This is a genomic window from Streptomyces monticola (assembly GCF_042665355.1).
Taxonomy (GTDB): domain Bacteria; phylum Actinomycetota; class Actinomycetes; order Streptomycetales; family Streptomycetaceae; genus Streptomyces; species Streptomyces monticola.
On the sequence record NZ_JBHTCF010000036.1, the window covers coordinates 1 to 15,403 of the forward strand.

Annotated in this window: 14 protein-coding genes, 1 rRNA gene and 1 riboswitch; of the genes, 12 read left to right on the top strand and 3 right to left on the bottom strand. The window is 68.3% G+C overall.

Annotation, left to right across the window (positions count from 1 at the left end; translation table 11 throughout):
- The 11 genes from rrf to ACFQVC_RS40740 all read left to right on the top strand — a co-directional run.
- Window positions 1–81 (top strand): 5S ribosomal RNA (gene rrf, locus ACFQVC_RS40690); the annotation flags it as partial.
- Between the two features lie 132 nt (window positions 82–213).
- Window positions 214–834 carry a CDP-alcohol phosphatidyltransferase family protein gene (locus tag ACFQVC_RS40695; RefSeq protein WP_381841202.1) on the top strand — a complete coding sequence of 207 codons (621 nt, stop codon included), beginning with the start codon at window positions 214–216 and terminating at the stop codon, window positions 832–834.
- Window positions 835–939: 105 nt separating this feature from the next.
- Window positions 940–3,435 (top strand): sugar phosphate nucleotidyltransferase, encoded by a 2,496-nt coding sequence (locus ACFQVC_RS40700; protein WP_381841205.1) that lies wholly within the window; start codon window positions 940–942, stop codon window positions 3,433–3,435.
- A 77-nt stretch (window positions 3,436–3,512) separates the two neighbouring features.
- Entirely contained in the window at window positions 3,513–4,412 is a 900-nt protein-coding gene (locus ACFQVC_RS40705; protein ID WP_381841208.1) for a DUF881 domain-containing protein, read from the top strand.
- Window positions 4,409–4,741: a small basic family protein gene (locus ACFQVC_RS40710; RefSeq protein ID WP_019708255.1), complete on the top strand. Its 333-nt coding sequence runs from the start codon at window positions 4,409–4,411 to the stop codon at window positions 4,739–4,741. Before ACFQVC_RS40705 ends, ACFQVC_RS40710 begins: the two co-directional genes overlap by 4 nt.
- 5 nt (window positions 4,742–4,746) lie before the next feature.
- Window positions 4,747–5,553 (top strand): DUF881 domain-containing protein, encoded by an 807-nt coding sequence (locus ACFQVC_RS40715; RefSeq protein WP_381841211.1) that lies wholly within the window; start codon window positions 4,747–4,749, stop codon window positions 5,551–5,553.
- 82 nt (window positions 5,554–5,635) lie between these two features.
- Window positions 5,636–6,589: an FHA domain-containing protein gene (locus tag ACFQVC_RS40720; RefSeq protein WP_381841350.1), complete on the top strand. Its 954-nt coding sequence runs from the start codon at window positions 5,636–5,638 to the stop codon at window positions 6,587–6,589.
- Between the two features lie 42 nt (window positions 6,590–6,631).
- The gene (gene ftsR, locus ACFQVC_RS40725; protein ID WP_381841214.1) at window positions 6,632–7,378 is read left to right on the top strand and encodes a transcriptional regulator FtsR; all 747 of its coding nucleotides are present in this window, start codon (window positions 6,632–6,634) and stop codon (window positions 7,376–7,378) included.
- Window positions 7,379–7,431: 53 nt separating this feature from the next.
- Window positions 7,432–7,905 carry a bifunctional nuclease family protein gene (locus ACFQVC_RS40730; RefSeq protein WP_005475662.1) on the top strand — a complete coding sequence of 158 codons (474 nt, stop codon included), beginning with the start codon at window positions 7,432–7,434 and terminating at the stop codon, window positions 7,903–7,905.
- 186 nt (window positions 7,906–8,091) lie between these two features.
- Window positions 8,092–8,721: a MerR family transcriptional regulator gene (locus tag ACFQVC_RS40735; protein ID WP_381841218.1), complete on the top strand. Its 630-nt coding sequence runs from the start codon at window positions 8,092–8,094 to the stop codon at window positions 8,719–8,721.
- 78 nt (window positions 8,722–8,799) lie between these two features.
- Window positions 8,800–10,266: a DNA polymerase IV gene (locus ACFQVC_RS40740; protein ID WP_381841220.1), complete on the top strand. Its 1,467-nt coding sequence runs from the start codon at window positions 8,800–8,802 to the stop codon at window positions 10,264–10,266.
- Here ACFQVC_RS40740 and ACFQVC_RS40745 read toward each other — a convergent pair.
- A complete protein-coding gene (locus tag ACFQVC_RS40745; RefSeq protein WP_381841223.1) occupies window positions 10,245–10,634 on the bottom strand; it encodes a PRC-barrel domain-containing protein in 390 nt (129 codons plus the stop codon). The genes ACFQVC_RS40740 and ACFQVC_RS40745 overlap by 22 nt on opposite strands.
- Window positions 10,635–10,793: 159 nt before the next feature.
- A riboswitch (glycine riboswitch) is annotated at window positions 10,794–10,899 on the top strand.
- A gap of 180 nt (window positions 10,900–11,079) precedes the next feature.
- On the opposite strand from ACFQVC_RS40745, the gene gcvP reads away from it, so the two are divergent.
- The gene (gene gcvP / locus ACFQVC_RS40750; protein WP_381841226.1) at window positions 11,080–13,965 is read left to right on the top strand and encodes an aminomethyl-transferring glycine dehydrogenase; all 2,886 of its coding nucleotides are present in this window, start codon (window positions 11,080–11,082) and stop codon (window positions 13,963–13,965) included.
- 113 nt (window positions 13,966–14,078) lie between these two features.
- On the opposite strand, the gene ACFQVC_RS40755 is transcribed toward gcvP, so the two are convergent.
- Together ACFQVC_RS40755 and ACFQVC_RS40760 are read right to left on the bottom strand one after the other, a co-directional pair.
- Complete coding sequence (locus ACFQVC_RS40755; protein ID WP_381841229.1) at window positions 14,079–14,285, bottom strand: DUF5999 family protein; 207 nt, start codon at window positions 14,283–14,285, stop codon at window positions 14,079–14,081.
- Window positions 14,286–14,607: 322 nt separating this feature from the next.
- Window positions 14,608–15,195 carry a hypothetical protein gene (locus ACFQVC_RS40760; RefSeq protein WP_381841232.1) on the bottom strand — a complete coding sequence of 196 codons (588 nt, stop codon included), beginning with the start codon at window positions 15,193–15,195 and terminating at the stop codon, window positions 14,608–14,610.
- Window positions 15,196–15,403: the final 208 nt, after the last annotated feature.

Below are 15,403 nucleotides of genomic sequence, written 5' to 3' on the forward strand. Positions count from 1 at the left end.
ATTCCGAACCCGGAAGCTAAGCCTTACAGCGCCGATGGTACTGCAGGGGGGACCCTGTGGGAGAGTAGGACGCCGCCGAACTATTTTTGAGGGAAAGCCCCGCACCATTGGTGCGGGGCTTTCCTGCATTATGGGGCCCCTGTGCACGTGCGAGCGCGTACGGAGGGTAAAGTCATGGGGCATCGTTGGCACGTTCCCACAGGAGGCCCCCGGGTGGAGGTTCAGGAGACCCGTGTTCAGACCGACCGGGTCCTCACCATCCCGAACATCCTCAGCATGGCCCGTCTCGTTGGCGTGCCCCTTTTCCTGTGGTTGATCCTCAGGCCGGTGTTCGGCGGGCCCAACAGCGACGGCTGGGCCCTGCTCGTGCTGATGCTCAGCGGTGTCAGCGACTATCTCGACGGTAAGCTCGCGCGCCGGTGGAATCAGATCAGCAGCCTCGGCCGGCTTCTGGATCCCGCGGCCGACCGCTTGTACATCCTCTCCACGTTGGTCGGGCTGACGTGGCGGGAGATCCTGCCGATCTGGCTGACGGCTCTGCTGTTGGCGCGAGAACTGCTTCTCTTGGTGATGGTGGGCATCCTTCGCCGGCATGGCTATCCGCCGCCGCAAGTGAACTTCCTCGGGAAGGCAGCGACCTTCAACCTGATGTATGCCTTCCCTCTGCTGCTTCTCAGCGATGGAAGTGGCTGGATCGCGTCACTCGCTGCTATTTTCGGATGGGCGTTCGCAGGATGGGGTACGACGCTGTACTGGTGGGCAGGGATCCTCTACGTGGTTCAGGTCCGCCGACTTGTCAGGGCGGACGCCATGGCCGATTCAGCCCGCCGATAGGGCGGCCCGTGACCGGCTCATGACCCGCACCTGACCTTTAGCGGGCCCTGTCTGGACAGGCTAAGTCGGCAAGACAGTCGTCTCTTCAAGGAGGACGCTTCCGACATGAAGGCCGTCGTGATGGCCGGAGGCGAAGGCACACGCCTTCGCCCCATGACCTCGAGCATGCCCAAGCCGCTCCTACCCGTGGCCAATCGGCCGATCATGGAGCATGTGCTGAGGCTGCTCAAGCGGCATGGGCTTACCGAAACCGTTGTCACCGTGCAGTTCCTGGCCTCACTGGTCAGGAACTATTTCGGGGACGGCGAAGAGCTCGGAATGGAGCTCACCTATGCCAATGAGGAGAAGCCACTCGGTACTGCCGGGAGCGTGAAGAACGCCGAGGAGGCACTCAAGGACGATGCGTTTCTCGTCATCTCCGGTGACGCTCTGACCGACTTTGACCTCACCGAGCTCGTCAATTTCCACAAGGAGAAGGGCGCGCTCGTCACGGTCTGTCTGACCAGGGTTCCCAATCCGCTGGAATTCGGCATCACCATCGTCGACGAGGACGGCAAAGTCGAGCGGTTCCTGGAGAAGCCGACCTGGGGCCAGGTCTTCTCGGACACCGTGAACACCGGTATCTACGTGATGGAGCCGGAAGTCTTCGACTACGTCGAAGCGGATGTTCCGGTGGACTGGTCCGGTGATGTGTTCCCTCAGCTCATGAAGGAGGGCAAGCCCGTCTACGGCTATGTCGCGGAGGGGTACTGGGAGGACGTCGGGACGCATGAGAGCTATGTGAAGGCCCAGGCCGACGTGCTCGAAGGCAAGGTCGAGGTCGAGCTTGACGGCTTCGAGATCTCTCCCGGTGTCTGGGTGGCCGAAGGCGCCGAAGTCCATCCGGACGCAGTGCTGCGGGGCCCTCTCTATATCGGCGACTACGCCAAGGTCGAGGCGGATGCCGAGATCAGGGAGCACACCGTCGTGGGCTCCAATGTCGTCGTCAAGAGCGGCGCCTTCCTGCATAAGGCCGTCGTGCACGACAACGTGTACATCGGGCAGCACTGCAATCTGCGCGGCTGCGTCGTCGGCAAGAACACCGACATCATGCGGGCCGCACGGATCGAGGACGGCGCCGTCATCGGCGACGAGTGTCTCGTCGGTGAGGAATCGATTGTCCAGGGGAACGTGCGGGTCTATCCGTTCAAGACGGTCGAGGCCGGCGCCTTCGTCAACACCTCGGTCATCTGGGAGTCCCGTGGTCAGGCCCATCTCTTCGGCGCCCGGGGAGTGTCCGGGATCCTCAATGTGGAGATCACACCCGAGCTGGCTGTGCGGCTCGCGGGTGCCTACGCCACGACCTTGAAGAAAGGCTCCACGGTCACCACCGCGCGTGACCACTCCCGAGGTGCGCGGGCGCTGAAGCGTGCGGTGATCTCGGCGCTGCAGGCCAGCGCCATCGACGTACGCGACCTGGAGAACGTGCCGCTTCCGGTGGCGCGGCAGCAGACCGCGCGAGGGAGCGCCGGCGGGATCATGATCCGTACGACGCCGGGGGTGCCGGACTCCGTCGACATCATGTTCTTCGACGGGCGGGGCGCCGACCTCTCGCAGGGCAGCCAGCGGAAGCTGGACCGGGTCTATGCACGGCAGGAGTACCGACGGGCGTTCCCCGGCGAGATCGGCGATCTGCATTTCCCGGCGAGTGTGTACGACTCGTACACGGGATCCCTGTTGCGGAATGTGGACACCACCGGGGTCGCCGACTCCGAGCTGAAGGTCGTGGTCGACGCCTCGAACGGCAGCGCCGGACTCGTACTGCCGAGTCTTCTGGGGCGTCTCGGTGTCGATGCGCTGACGATCAACCCGGGCCTCGACGAGGCGCGGCCTACGGAGACGGGCGATGCGCGGCGTTCGGGTCTGATGCGGCTCGGGGAGATCGTGGCTTCGGCCAGGGCGGCGTTCGGTGTGCGGTTCGACCCTGTGGGTGAGCGGTTGTCGCTTGTCGACGAGAAGGGGCGGATCGTCGAGGACGATCGCGCCCTCCTGGTGATGCTCGACCTCGTGGCGGCCGAGCGACGCAGCGGTCGGGTGGCACTTCCGGTGACGACCACGCGTATCGCCGAGCAGGTGGCGGCGTATCACGGGACGCAGGTGGAATGGACGACGACGTCGCCCGACGATCTGACCCGGGTGGGCCGTGACGACGCGACGATCTTCGGGGGTGATGGCCGGGGTGGCTTCATCATTCCCGAGTTCAGCAGTGTCTTCGACGGTACGGCCGCGTTCGTACGCCTCATCGGGCTCGTCGCGCGTACGCAGCTCACGCTCAGCCAGATCGATGCCCGGATTCCACGCGCCCACGTGCTGAAGAGGGACCTGGCCACGCCGTGGGCCGTCAAGGGACTCGTGATGCGACGCGTGGTGGAGGCTGCCGGTGACCGTTCGGTGGACACCACCGACGGTGTGCGGGTCGTCGAGGCGGATGGGCGGTGGGTGATGGTGCTTCCCGATCCGGCCGAAGCCGTCACTCATTTGTGGGCGGAAGGACCCGACGACGCCTCCGCGCAGGCACTGCTCGACGAGTGGTCGGCTGTGGTGGACAGCGCCGGGCGCTGAGCTCGCCGCGTGCCGGGCGGTGGCCCGCCCGGCACGCCGGTGGGGCCATTCGGAGGTAGGGGTCGCGACGTGCGACGATGTGCGGCATGCCGCAGCAGCCCCCCGTTCGGAGCACCCCTGAGCCGCCCGCGCGCCCGGATGCTTCGATGTCGCTGCTCACCAACGTCATGGACCACAGCCTTGACGACGGCTACGCGGAGGCGGCGGCCCGGAAGCAGGCGCAGGGCGGCGGAGGACTGCCCCGTACGCTGCGGGCCAAGCTCGGACTCGCCGTCGGCCTGGTGCTCGCCGCGCTGGTGGTGACCGTGGGCGCCGCGCAGGCGCGGATAGCGGCTCCCGTCGTCGCCAAGGAGCGCGAGGAGCTCATCGACCGCATCGAGCGGGAGACCAAGGCGGCCGACAAGTTGGAGTCCGATGTCGACGGGCTCCGCGACGATGTGGGCAAGCGGCAGCGCGAGGCACTGGAGAAGCACGGCGGCGACCAGGGCGAGTTGGTCGCTCTGCTCTCCGGGGCCACCGAGGTGCACGGCCCTGGCGTGAAGTTGGTGGTCGACGATGCCAAGGACACCGAGCAGGGCGGCGGGGGACCGCGCGAGAGCGCCGGATTCTCCGACACCGGCCGGGTACGGGACCGGGACATGCAGCAAGTCATCAACGGCCTGTGGCAGTCCGGCGCGGAAGCCGTCGCGATCAACGGGCAGCGGCTGACGTCGCTGTCGGCGATCCGGGCGGCCGGCGACGCCATACTGGTCGACAACAAGCCATTGGCGCCCCCCTACACAGTGCTCGCGGTGGGGGACGGGCAGCAGTTGAGCACCAGGTTTCAGGACAGCGCCGACGGTCAGTACCTGCACGCGCTGCAGGAGAACTTCGGTATCAGGACGAACATTTCCGTCGAGGAAGATGTACGGCTGCCCGCCGCGCCGAGCCTGATCGTACGTAACGCAGAGCCGCAAGCCGGAAAGGGCACATCGTGATCGCCGTACTGGGCCTCGTCGTGGGAGTCGTGGTGGGACTGTTGGTCCGGCCCGAGGTGCCCGCGGTGGTCGAGCCGTATCTTCCGATCGCCGTCGTGGCGGCACTTGACGCGGTGTTCGGAGGCCTGCGCGCGATGCTGGACGGCATCTTCGACGACAAGGTCTTCGTGGTGTCCTTCCTGTCCAACGTGGTGGTGGCCGCGCTGATCGTGTTCCTGGGCGACAAGTTGGGCGTCGGCGCCCAGCTCTCGACGGGTGTGGTCGTGGTGCTCGGTATCCGGATCTTCTCCAACGCTGCCGCGATCCGGCGGCACGTGTTCCGGGCGTGAGGCCGATGAGGAACGAATTGCCCCCGGAGGAGCCGAAAAAGGCCCCTGAGGACGCGGCCGGCACGGACAGCGCCGATGCCCCCGCCGAGCAGCTGAGCGGGCGGCAGAGGCTGGCACAGAGCCTGTGGCCGCCCAGGGTGAGCCGGGCCCAACTCATCGTCGCCCTGCTGCTGTTCGTACTCGGACTCGGTCTGGCCATCCAGGTGCGGTCCAACAGCGAGAGCAGCGCGCTGCGTGGTGCGCGACAGGAAGATCTTGTTCGCATTCTCGATGAACTGGATGACCGCACACAGCGTCTAGAAGACGAGAAGCAGCGTCTCGACGACCAGCGCACCGAGTTGGAGAACAGCTCGGACCAGGCCGAAGAGGCGCGTAAGCAGACGGTCGAGAAGGAGCGGCAACTGGGCGTGCTCGCGGGCACGGTGGCGGCACAGGGCCCGGGCATCACACTGACCGTCACCGACACCAAGGGTGCCGTCGAGGCGGACATGCTGCTCGACGCGATCCAGGAGCTGCGCGCCGCCGGCGCGGAGGCGATTCAGGTCAACGACGTACGAGTGGTGGCCAACACCTATCTCGAGGACACGGAAGGGGGTGTGCGCGTGGACGGACGGAAGGTCGCTTCGCCGTTCGAGTTCAAGGTGATCGGCAAGCCGCAGGACCTCGAACCCGCGCTGAACATCCCCGGCGGTGTCGTGCAGACGCTGGAGAAGGAGCAGGCCACGGTGGCGGTGACACGCGGGGACAAGATCGTCGTAGATGCCTTGCGACGGGCGAATCGTCCTGACTACGCTCGGTCGTCTTCCCAGTGAGGCGGGGGCGCATGGGGGCTGTCGTGCAAGGGCCAGAGGTTGCGGGGGGTCGCCGCACGGGAAGTGCGGTACGTGGTGGAAACTGTCCGGTGGATGCGGACGTTGTGAGGATGTCTGTGTCTCCGATGTACGACGGTGTGAGTTTTCAGGGTTCGTCCTGCCCCACGGGCGGGTCTGTTTCGGTCAAGGGGAATCGCCCGTGAAGTTGTTTGCGAAGTTGTTCGGCAAGAGCGGACGCGAGGACGGTGGCAACGCCACCGCCCGGCACCGCGCTCCGCGGCATGGAGAGACCGAGGAGCAGGGGGCCGAGCGTCCGCTGTTCCGCGATGAGGTCGCCGGTCACGGCGGCGACGTTTCGGGCGGTCAGGGCGCGTCTTCTGTTGACCCTGCCGCTTCCGGCCGCATAGGTTTCGGAGAACCGTCAACCTCAAGTACGGGTGGAGACTTTTCCTCCGACTCGTACGCGTCCGATGCCGCGCGGCAGGAGGGTCCGTCCATGTCGGCCTTGCCGGTTTGTACCAGGTGCGGGCATCGCAATGCGGAGGCCAGCCGGTTCTGTTCCCACTGCGGGGCGCCGCTGCGCGCCGGGGCGACGCCTGAGCGTCCGTCCGAGACGACGTCGACCATCTCGATCTCCGGTCTCGAGGCCTATGACTCGGAGACCACCGGGCAGACCCCGTCGCCCGCGCTCTCCCCGGAGGCACAGGCTGCGGTGGACGCGCTGCCGCTCGGCTCTGCGCTCCTGGTGGTGCGCCGCGGCCCGAACTCGGGCAGCCGCTTCCTCCTCGACGGGGAGCTGACCACGGCCGGGCGCCATCCGCAGAGCGACATCTTCCTCGACGACGTGACGGTGTCGCGCCGCCATGTGGAGTTCCGCCGCGGCGCCGACGGCATCTTCACCGTCGCCGACGTGGGCAGCCTCAACGGCACATACGTCAACCGGGAGCGGATCGACTCGGTCACGCTGTCGAACGGTGACGAGGTGCAGATCGGTAAGTACCGCCTGGTCTTCTACGCGAGCCAGCGGAGCATCTGACCCGCCCCCGGAAGCGTCCGGGGGGACCCCCAGGGAAGGTCCATGCGCCACACACCGAGGGGCGGTGCCGATTCCGGCACCGCCACCGCGGACAGTCGCCTGGTGAGCATCGGCACGGTGCTCAATCTGCTGCGCGACGAGTTCCCCGAGGTCACCATCTCCAAGATCCGGTTCCTGGAGTCCGAGGGGCTCATCGAGCCGCAGCGCACACCTTCCGGATACCGGAAGTTCAGCCCTGAGGACGTGGAGCGGCTCGCTCAGGTGCTGCGGATGCAGCGGGATCACTATCTGCCACTCAAGGTCATTCGGGAGCACCTGGACGCGCTGGCGCGCGGTGAGCAGGCGCAGCTGCCGTCCGTGGGGCCCCAGAGGGGGCCTGAGGACGGCCCTGACGCACTTTCCGACGTCGCGGCGCACACCGCCGCCCTGGTCGGCCGCGCGGAGCTCCTTGCCGCCGCGGAGGTCGGTGAGGAGGATCTCGAGGAGTGGGAGTCGTACGGCCTGATCACGCCGGCGGCCGAGGGTGCGTACGACATCGAGGCCGTCCAAGTTGCCAAAATCGTCGCCCAGCTCGGAAGTTTCGGGATCGAGCCGAGGCATCTGCGGGCCATGCGGGCCTCGGCCGAACGTGAGGCGGGGCTTGTCGACCAGGTCGTAGCACCGCTGCGGCGGCACCGCAATCCGCAGACCAGGGCCCATGCGGAGGCGCGTACGAAGGAGCTCGCGACCCTCACGGTGCGGCTGCATTCGGCGCTGGTGCAGACAGCGCTGCGAGTCCGGCTGCACTGACCGGAAGGGTGCCCGACTACCCAAACCGGCCGGGCACGTCCTAGGGTTGCTGTGTGAATGAGCTCGACGTCGTCGGTGTCCGGGTCGAAATGCCCTCCAACCAACCGATCGTGCTCCTGCGTGAAGTGGGAGGCGATCGGTACCTCCCCATCTGGATCGGTCCCGGGGAGGCAACCGCTATCGCCTTCGCCCAGCAGGGGATGGCGCCTGCCAGACCGCTGACGCACGACCTGTTCAAGGACGTGCTGGAGGCCGTGGGGCAGGAGCTCACGGAAGTGCGGATCACGGATCTGCGGGAAGGTGTCTTCTACGCGGAGCTGGTGTTCGCCAGCGGGGTCGAGGTCAGCGCGCGCCCCTCCGACGCCATAGCGCTTGCGCTGCGCACCGGGACGCCGATCTTCGGCAGTGACGGGGTACTCGACGATGCGGGCATCGCCATCCCGGACGAGCAGGAGGACGAGGTCGAGAAGTTCCGTGAGTTCCTCGACCAGATCTCGCCCGAAGACTTCGGCACCAACAGCCAGTGAGCTGTCGGTCCGGTGACCTGTCGGCCGGGCTGTCCGGCCGGACCATTCGGCCAGCCTTTCCCGGCAGTGGCGGGGTGGAAACCACTCTCAGGGTGATTATCACTCGGCGTGCCTAGTGTGGCGTTCGTTGACGCGCTCATGGGTACTGCCTACCGTCGAGATGGCAGGTCAAGGACGGAGGTCGGCGTGAGAAGCAGCGGCGACGGTACGGCTGGGGGAGCTCCCGGACAGAGTCTGGGGGAGAGCGGGCCGTATCCGCTCCATGGCACTACTGCAGGTCATTCTGTGCAGCGCGGTCCGGCGGACGGCGGGGAAGCGCAGGCCGACAGGGTCGGCTATCGCGGCCCGACCGCGTGCGCGGCCGCCGGCATCACCTATCGGCAGCTCGACTACTGGGCTCGCACCGGTCTTGTGGAACCGAGTGTGCGGGCGGCGTACGGCTCGGGGAGCCAGCGGCTCTACAGCTTCCGCGACGTTGTCGTCCTGAAGATCGTGAAGCGTTTCCTCGACACCGGGGTTTCGCTGCAGAACATTCGCACGACGGTGCAGCATCTGCGCGATCGCGGGTTCGCGGATCTCGAGCGGATGACGCTGATGAGCGATGGCGCGACGGTGTACGAGTGCACGTCGCCCGCCGAGGTCGTCGAACTGCTGCAGGGCGGTCAGGGCATCTTCGGGATCGCCGTGGGCGTGGTGTGGCGGGATGTGGAGGCCGCGCTGTCCCAGCTGCACGGGGAGCGGATCGACACCGGTGAGACGCTGGTCGGCAACCACCCGGGCGATGAGCTCGCGCGGCGCCGCAACCGCGCCGGGTGAGCTGCGGGCGCGCGGAGCGCGGCATGGGCGAGTGCTGATCGCGCCCGATTGTCAGTGCCGTAGGGCAGCATCGGTCTCGTGAGATCGGCGCCCACGATTCTGCATCTGGACATGGATGCCTTCTTCGCCTCGGCGGAGCAGGCAGCCAAGCCCAGTCTGCGCGGGAAAGCGGTGGTCGTGGGCGGCCTCGGGCCGCGTGGGGTGGTGGCCACCGCTTCGTATGAGGCACGGCGCTTCGGAGTGCACTCGGCGATGCCGATGGGCCAGGCCCGCAGGCTGGCGCCGAACGCCGCCTATCTGGTGCCGCGCTTCGGCCTGTACCGCGAGATCAGCGAGCAGGTCATGACGTTGCTGCGGGAGCTGTCGCCGCTGGTGGAGCCGCTGAGCCTGGATGAGGCCTTCGTGGACCTGGAGGCGGGCGGCGCGGCCTCGGACGAGCGGTCGGCGCGCGCGGTGGGGGAGCGGCTGCGGGCGGACATACGCGCGGTGACCGGGCTTACGGGCTCGGTGGGGCTCGCCGCGTCGAAGATGCTGGCGAAGATCGCGTCGGAGGATGCCAAGCCCGATGGTCTTGTGCTGATCGAGCCGGGCACGGAGCGCGAGCTGCTCGGGCCGATGTCGGTGCGGACGCTGCCCGGGGTCGGGCCGGTGACGGGCGACCATCTGAGGCGCGCCGGGATCACCACGGTCGCGGAGATCGCGGAAGCGGGGCAGGACGAGCTCGTACGGCTGCTGGGGAAGGCGCACGGGGTGCATCTGTACGCGATGGCCCTCGCGCACGACGAGCGGCCCGTGGTGGCCGAGCGGGACACGAAATCGGTGTCGGTGGAGGACACCTTCGACATCGACATCCACGACCGCGTGCGGGTCCGTCTGGAGGTGGACCGGCTCGCCGAGCGGTGCGTGCAGCGGCTGCGGGTCGGCGGGCACTCGGGCCGGACGGTGGTCCTGAAGGTCAGGCGGTACGACTTCTCGACGCTGACCAGGTCGGAGACGCTGCGGGGGCCCACCGACGACCCGGGAGTGGTGCGGGAGGCCGCGGCCCGGCTGCTGGAGTCCGTGGACACCACGGGCGGTGTGCGGCTGCTCGGGGTGGGGGTCTCGGGGCTCGCGGACTTCACACAGGAGGATCTGTTCGCGCAGGCGGCGGCGCAGGCGGCCCAGGTCGCCGAGGCCGCTGAGGCGACGGCGGTGGCGCAGCGTGCCGAGGCGGCCGCTGCCGTGGCCGAGAGCGACGCGGCGCAGGAGCAGGGCGGGGCGGAGCCGTCGGGCGGGGACGGGGCCGAGCAGGGCGCCGAGGCCGCCTCGGAGCGTCGCTGGCTGGCGGGGCACGATGTGCGGCATGCCGAGTACGGCCCGGGGTGGGTGCAGGGCAGTGGCCTGGGGCGGGTCACCGTGCGGTTTGAGACGCCCGGATCGGCGCCGGGGCGGGTGCGTACGTTCAGAACCGACGATCCCCGGCTCGAGCGGTCCGAGCCCTTGCCGCTGGTTTCCGCGGCGCCGCTGCTCTGCGAGGACGCGGGTCAGGGGGCGTCGTCGGGGTAGTCCCTGCCTGCGATCCGGCCGAAATCGCGGTCGGGTGGCGGCGCGTCTGTGGGGGCTGCGATATCGATTCCGTAGTGGTGGTAGAGCTGCAGTTCCTGCTCGGGGGAGAGATGGCGGCCCACTCCGAAGTCGGGGGCGTCCTTGATCAGGGAGCGCTCGAAGGGGACTCGGAGGGTGCCGTCGACCAGTTCGCTGGGCTCCAGGGGCACGAAGGCGTCCCGGCTGAACAGGCCGGTGCGTATCGCCGCCCACTCCGGGGCTCCTGTGGCGTCGTCGAGATAGACCTCGTCCACCGTGCCGAGCTTGTTGCCCTTGCTGTCGAACGCCTTGCGGCCGATCAGGCTTCGCGGGTCCACATCGGTCTGCACGGTCCCTCCAGAAGCTCGCAACACATCCGCAGTCACTGCGGCAACACATCTGTAATCACTACGAAAGAGCACAATCCGGATGGTGGCCACTCGAGGCCTACTCGGGCAGCTCTCCAGGCTTCCTCAGGGGTATGCGCTGGTAGGCTGGCAGGCGGCTGCTGACCCCGTGCGGGAGAGCTCTCCGGTCGACAAAGCTGACGTCCGGAGGCGCCGAAGGAGCAAATCCTCCCCGGAATCTCTCAGGCACCTGTACCGCACGGACGAGGTCACTCTGGAAAGCAGGGCGGGCGTCGACGGCTCCCGCTCTCACCGACGGTGAAAGCCGGGACGCCAGTGAGCGGGCGTGCCGGTGAAACTCTCAGGTTGAGATGACAGAGGGGGAGGCCGTCCGGGTACCCGCGCCGTGGTACCCCTCGCAGGTCGTATCGACCAGGAGGCCTCCGCAATGACTGCCCCTCGCATTCCGCTCTCTCAGCTGGAGCGTGGCATCCCCTTCGAGCAGCGTCACATCGGGCCCGACGCCGAAGCCCGGGCCAAGATGCTGGCCCAGGTCGGATACGGCTCGCTCGATGAGCTCACCGCGGCCGCGGTGCCCGATGTGATCAAGAGCGCCGAGGCACTGGATCTGCCCGCGGAGCGCACCGAGGCCGAAGTCCTCGCCGAACTGCGCTCGTTGGCGGACCGCAACGAGGTGCTCGCGCCGATGATCGGCCTCGGCTACTACGGCACCTTCACGCCGCCGGTGATCCTGCGCAACGTCATGGAGAACCCGGCCTGGTACACCGCGTACACCCCGTACCAGCCGGAGATCTCGCAGGGGCGTCTGGAGGCGCTGCTCAACTTCCAGACCGTTGTGGCCGATCTGACCGGACTGCCCACTTCCGGCGCCTCGCTGCTCGACGAGGGCACCGCGGCCGCCGAGGCCATGGCGCTGTCCCGGCGGGTCGGCAAGGTCAAGGACGGTGTGTTCCTGATCGACGCGGACGCGCTGCCGCAGACCATCGCCGTGATCGAGACGCGGGCCGAGCCGACCGGCGTCGAGGTCGTCGTCGCCGATCTGTCGCAGGGCATTCCGGCCGACGTCGCCGAGCGCGGTGTCTTCGGTGTGCTGCTTCAGTACCCGGGCGCCTCCGGTGCCGTACGTGATCTGAAGCCGGTGATCGAGCAGGCGCACGAACTCGGTGCGATCGTCACGGTTTCTGCCGATCTGCTCGCGCTCACGCTGCTGACCTCGCCCGGCGACCTTGGCGCGGACATCGCGGTGGGTACGACGCAGCGCTTCGGTGTGCCGATGGGCTTCGGCGGGCCGCACGCCGGATACATGGCGGTGCGCGAGAAGTTCGCACGCAGCCTGCCGGGAAGGCTCGTCGGCGTCTCGGTCGACGCGGACGGGAACCAGGCGTACCGCCTCGCGCTGCAGACCCGTGAGCAGCACATCCGCCGTGAGAAGGCGACGAGCAACATCTGTACCGCGCAGGTACTCCTTGCCGTCATGGCCGGGATGTACGCCGTGTACCACGGGCCGCAGGGGCTGAAGGACATCGCCCGGCGCACCCACCGCTACGCCACGATCCTGGCGGCGGGCCTGGAGGCCGGCGGTGTCGAGGTCGTGCACGGCGCCTACTTCGACACGCTGACGGTGCGGGTGCCCGGCAAGGCCGCCGATGTGGTGGCCGCCGCCCGTGAGGGTGGCGTGAATCTGCGCCTCGTGGACACCGACCGGGTGGCGATCGCCTGTGACGAGACCACCGCGCGGGCCCAGCTGGCCGCGGTCTGGGCGGCCTTCGGTGTCGAGGCCGACATCGAGGCGCTGGACGTGACCGCCGCCGAGACGCTGCCCGGCGGGCTGCTGCGCGGCGACGCGTATCTGACGCATCCGGTCTTTCACCAGTACCGCTCCGAGACGGCGATGCTGCGTTATCTGCGCAAGCTGTCGGACCGGGACTACGCGCTCGACCGCGGCATGATCCCGCTGGGCTCCTGCACGATGAAGCTCAATGCCACCACCGAGATGGAGGCCGTCACCTGGCCCGAGTTCGGTGCCCTCCACCCCTTCGCGCCCGCCGAGCAGGCGCAGGGCTATCTGACGCTGATCCGTGAGCTGGAGGAGCGGCTCGCCGAGGTCACCGGGTACGACAAGGTGTCGCTGCAGCCCAACGCCGGTTCACAGGGCGAGCTCGCCGGTCTCCTCGCGGTGCGCGGCTACCACCGGGCCAACGGCGACGAGCAGCGAACCATCTGCCTCATCCCGTCCTCCGCGCACGGCACCAACGCCGCGAGCGCCGTGATGGCCGGGATGAAGGTCGTGGTCGTCAAGACCGCGGACGACGGCGAGATCGACGTCGAGGACCTGCGCGCCAAGATCGAGAAGCACCGCGACGAGCTGGCCGTGCTCATGATCACGTACCCGTCGACGCACGGTGTCTTCGAGGAGCACGTCGCCGACATCTGCGCTCAGGTGCACGACGCGGGCGGCCAGGTGTACGTCGACGGCGCGAACCTCAACGCGCTTGTGGGGCTTGCCAAGCCGGGCCGGTTCGGCGGCGACGTATCGCATCTGAATCTGCACAAGACCTTCTGCATCCCGCACGGCGGCGGCGGTCCCGGTGTCGGTCCCGTCGGTGTGCGTGCGCACCTGGCGCCGTATCTGCCCAACCACCCGATGCAGCCCGCCGCGGGCCCGGAGACCGGGGTCGGCCCGATCTCGGCGGCCCCCTGGGGCTCGGCCGGGATCCTGCCGATCTCGTGGTCGTACGTCCGGCTCATGGGCGGCGAGGGCCTCAAGCGCGCCACGCAGGTCGCGGTGCTCGGCGCCAACTACATCGCCAAGCGGCTCGAACCGCACTACGAAGTGCTGTACACGGGACCCGGCGGGCTCGTGGCGCACGAGTGCATCATCGACCTCAGGCCGCTGACGAAGGCGACGGGTGTCACGGTGGACGACATCGCCAAGCGCCTCATCGACTACGGCTTCCACGCGCCGACCATGTCCTTCCCGGTGGCCGGCACGCTGATGATCGAGCCGACCGAGAGCGAGGATCTGGCGGAACTCGACCGTTTCTGCGCCGCGATGATCGCCATCCGGGCGGAAATCGAGAAGGTCGGTTCGGGCGAGTGGCCCGCGGACGACAATCCGCTGCGCAACGCCCCGCACACCGCGGGCGTGCTCGCCGGTGACTGGGAGCATCCCTACGACCGCCAGGAGGCCGTCTTCCCGGACGGTGTGGTCGCGGCCGACAAGTACTGGCCGCCGGTGCGCCGGATCGACCAGGCCTACGGCGACCGCAATCTGGTGTGCTCCTGCCCGCCGATCGACGCGTACGAAGGCTGAGCGTGTGATGTGTCCGGGCGGCTGAGCGGCTGAGCTGCTAGCTTCAGGGCACAAATGAGGGCCGGTTCGGAGATCTCACTCCGGGCCGGCCCTTTGTGTTCGAAGCGCCGCTGCTAGGCGGCGCGCACCACCTCGTCGGTACCCAGTGGCCGGTGCGGGGCGATGATCTGCCCGTCCGGCAGCAGCTCACCGGTGTCCTCGAAGACAAGGACGCCGTTGCACAGCAGGCTCCAGCCCTGCTCCGGGTGGTGCGCCACGAGAAGGGCTGCCTCCCGGTCGGCTGAGTCGGCTGTCGGGCAAGGTGGCTGGTGCTGGCACATGGAAGAGTTCTTTCGCTGCGTCGTGGTTGAGATCTGTGTCCTGCGGCTCGATGCGGTGTTCATGCCGCCCCCCGTTTGTGTGTCGGTCCGGTCTAAGTGTTGCCCTACGGACGTGATTCCGCAGGGATTTAGCGGCAGCGCTCCTCACCGGAGTATGACGCGTCACCCGTGCGGACGGTTCAGTCCAACTGCTCTGCCCCTTCGGGTGGTTAGGGGTGGCCGGATGGGGCTAGTCCGGATGGGCATTCACCGTCGGCGGTGCGGGTGGGACAGCACTGTGCCCCGCGGCCGGTGCGGGCTGCGGGGCACGGGAGGTGCGGGCTCAGGCGGGTGAGCCGAGCAGGGGCACGGGTGCCAGACGGTGCGTCAGGACCGGCAGAAGTTCGGCGACCTGGTGCGGCAGATGGGCGGCGATCCCCGGTGGGGCGGGGGCGAGCGGCACGAGGATGTCGGTGGCCTTGGGGCTGCCCGAGGCGCCGTCGGCGTCCACGTCGTCATGCAGCCACAGGGTGAGCATGTACAGCTCGGGTACGGAGAGCAGACGCGGCTGATAGGACGAGGGCATCTTCTCCGCCTGGCGCAGGGCGCGCTCGGTGGCGGTGATGTACGGGCCCTCGAAGAAGTGCGAGAACGCCCAGCCGTCCGGAGTGAGCCTGGTGTCGCCCGCGGCCACCGCGCGGTCGCCGCACCGGATCAGGAAGCGCCAGCCGGCGAGGCGGGTGCGCGGCGGGCCGCCGCGTGCGGTGACACGGTCGAGGACGTGTACCGGAAGCGGGAGTTCGGGACTTGCCGGTCCCTGGGCGTTGCGCAGGGACGGGGTGCGGGCCTCACGTACGGCAGTGGGGGAACCGAGTGCCGCGAGGACGCTGCGCAGGGCCGGCGCGGGAGCCGGGGGGACATGCAGCGGCATGGTGGGTCGCCTCTCATTCGACAGGCTGGGGTGACACGGGGGTGGCACGGGGGCAGATGCGGACGACGCTGTCAGCTCTCGGGGCCAGAGGGGCGGGGGGCCCGAGTACGGGTCGCCAACTCTCTGCCTCGTTCGCGGAGTTTATACGACGTGTGTTCAGGCAGTGTTTCGTCTAGCCGCCCCGCATATCGCTGACAAGGCGCTATTC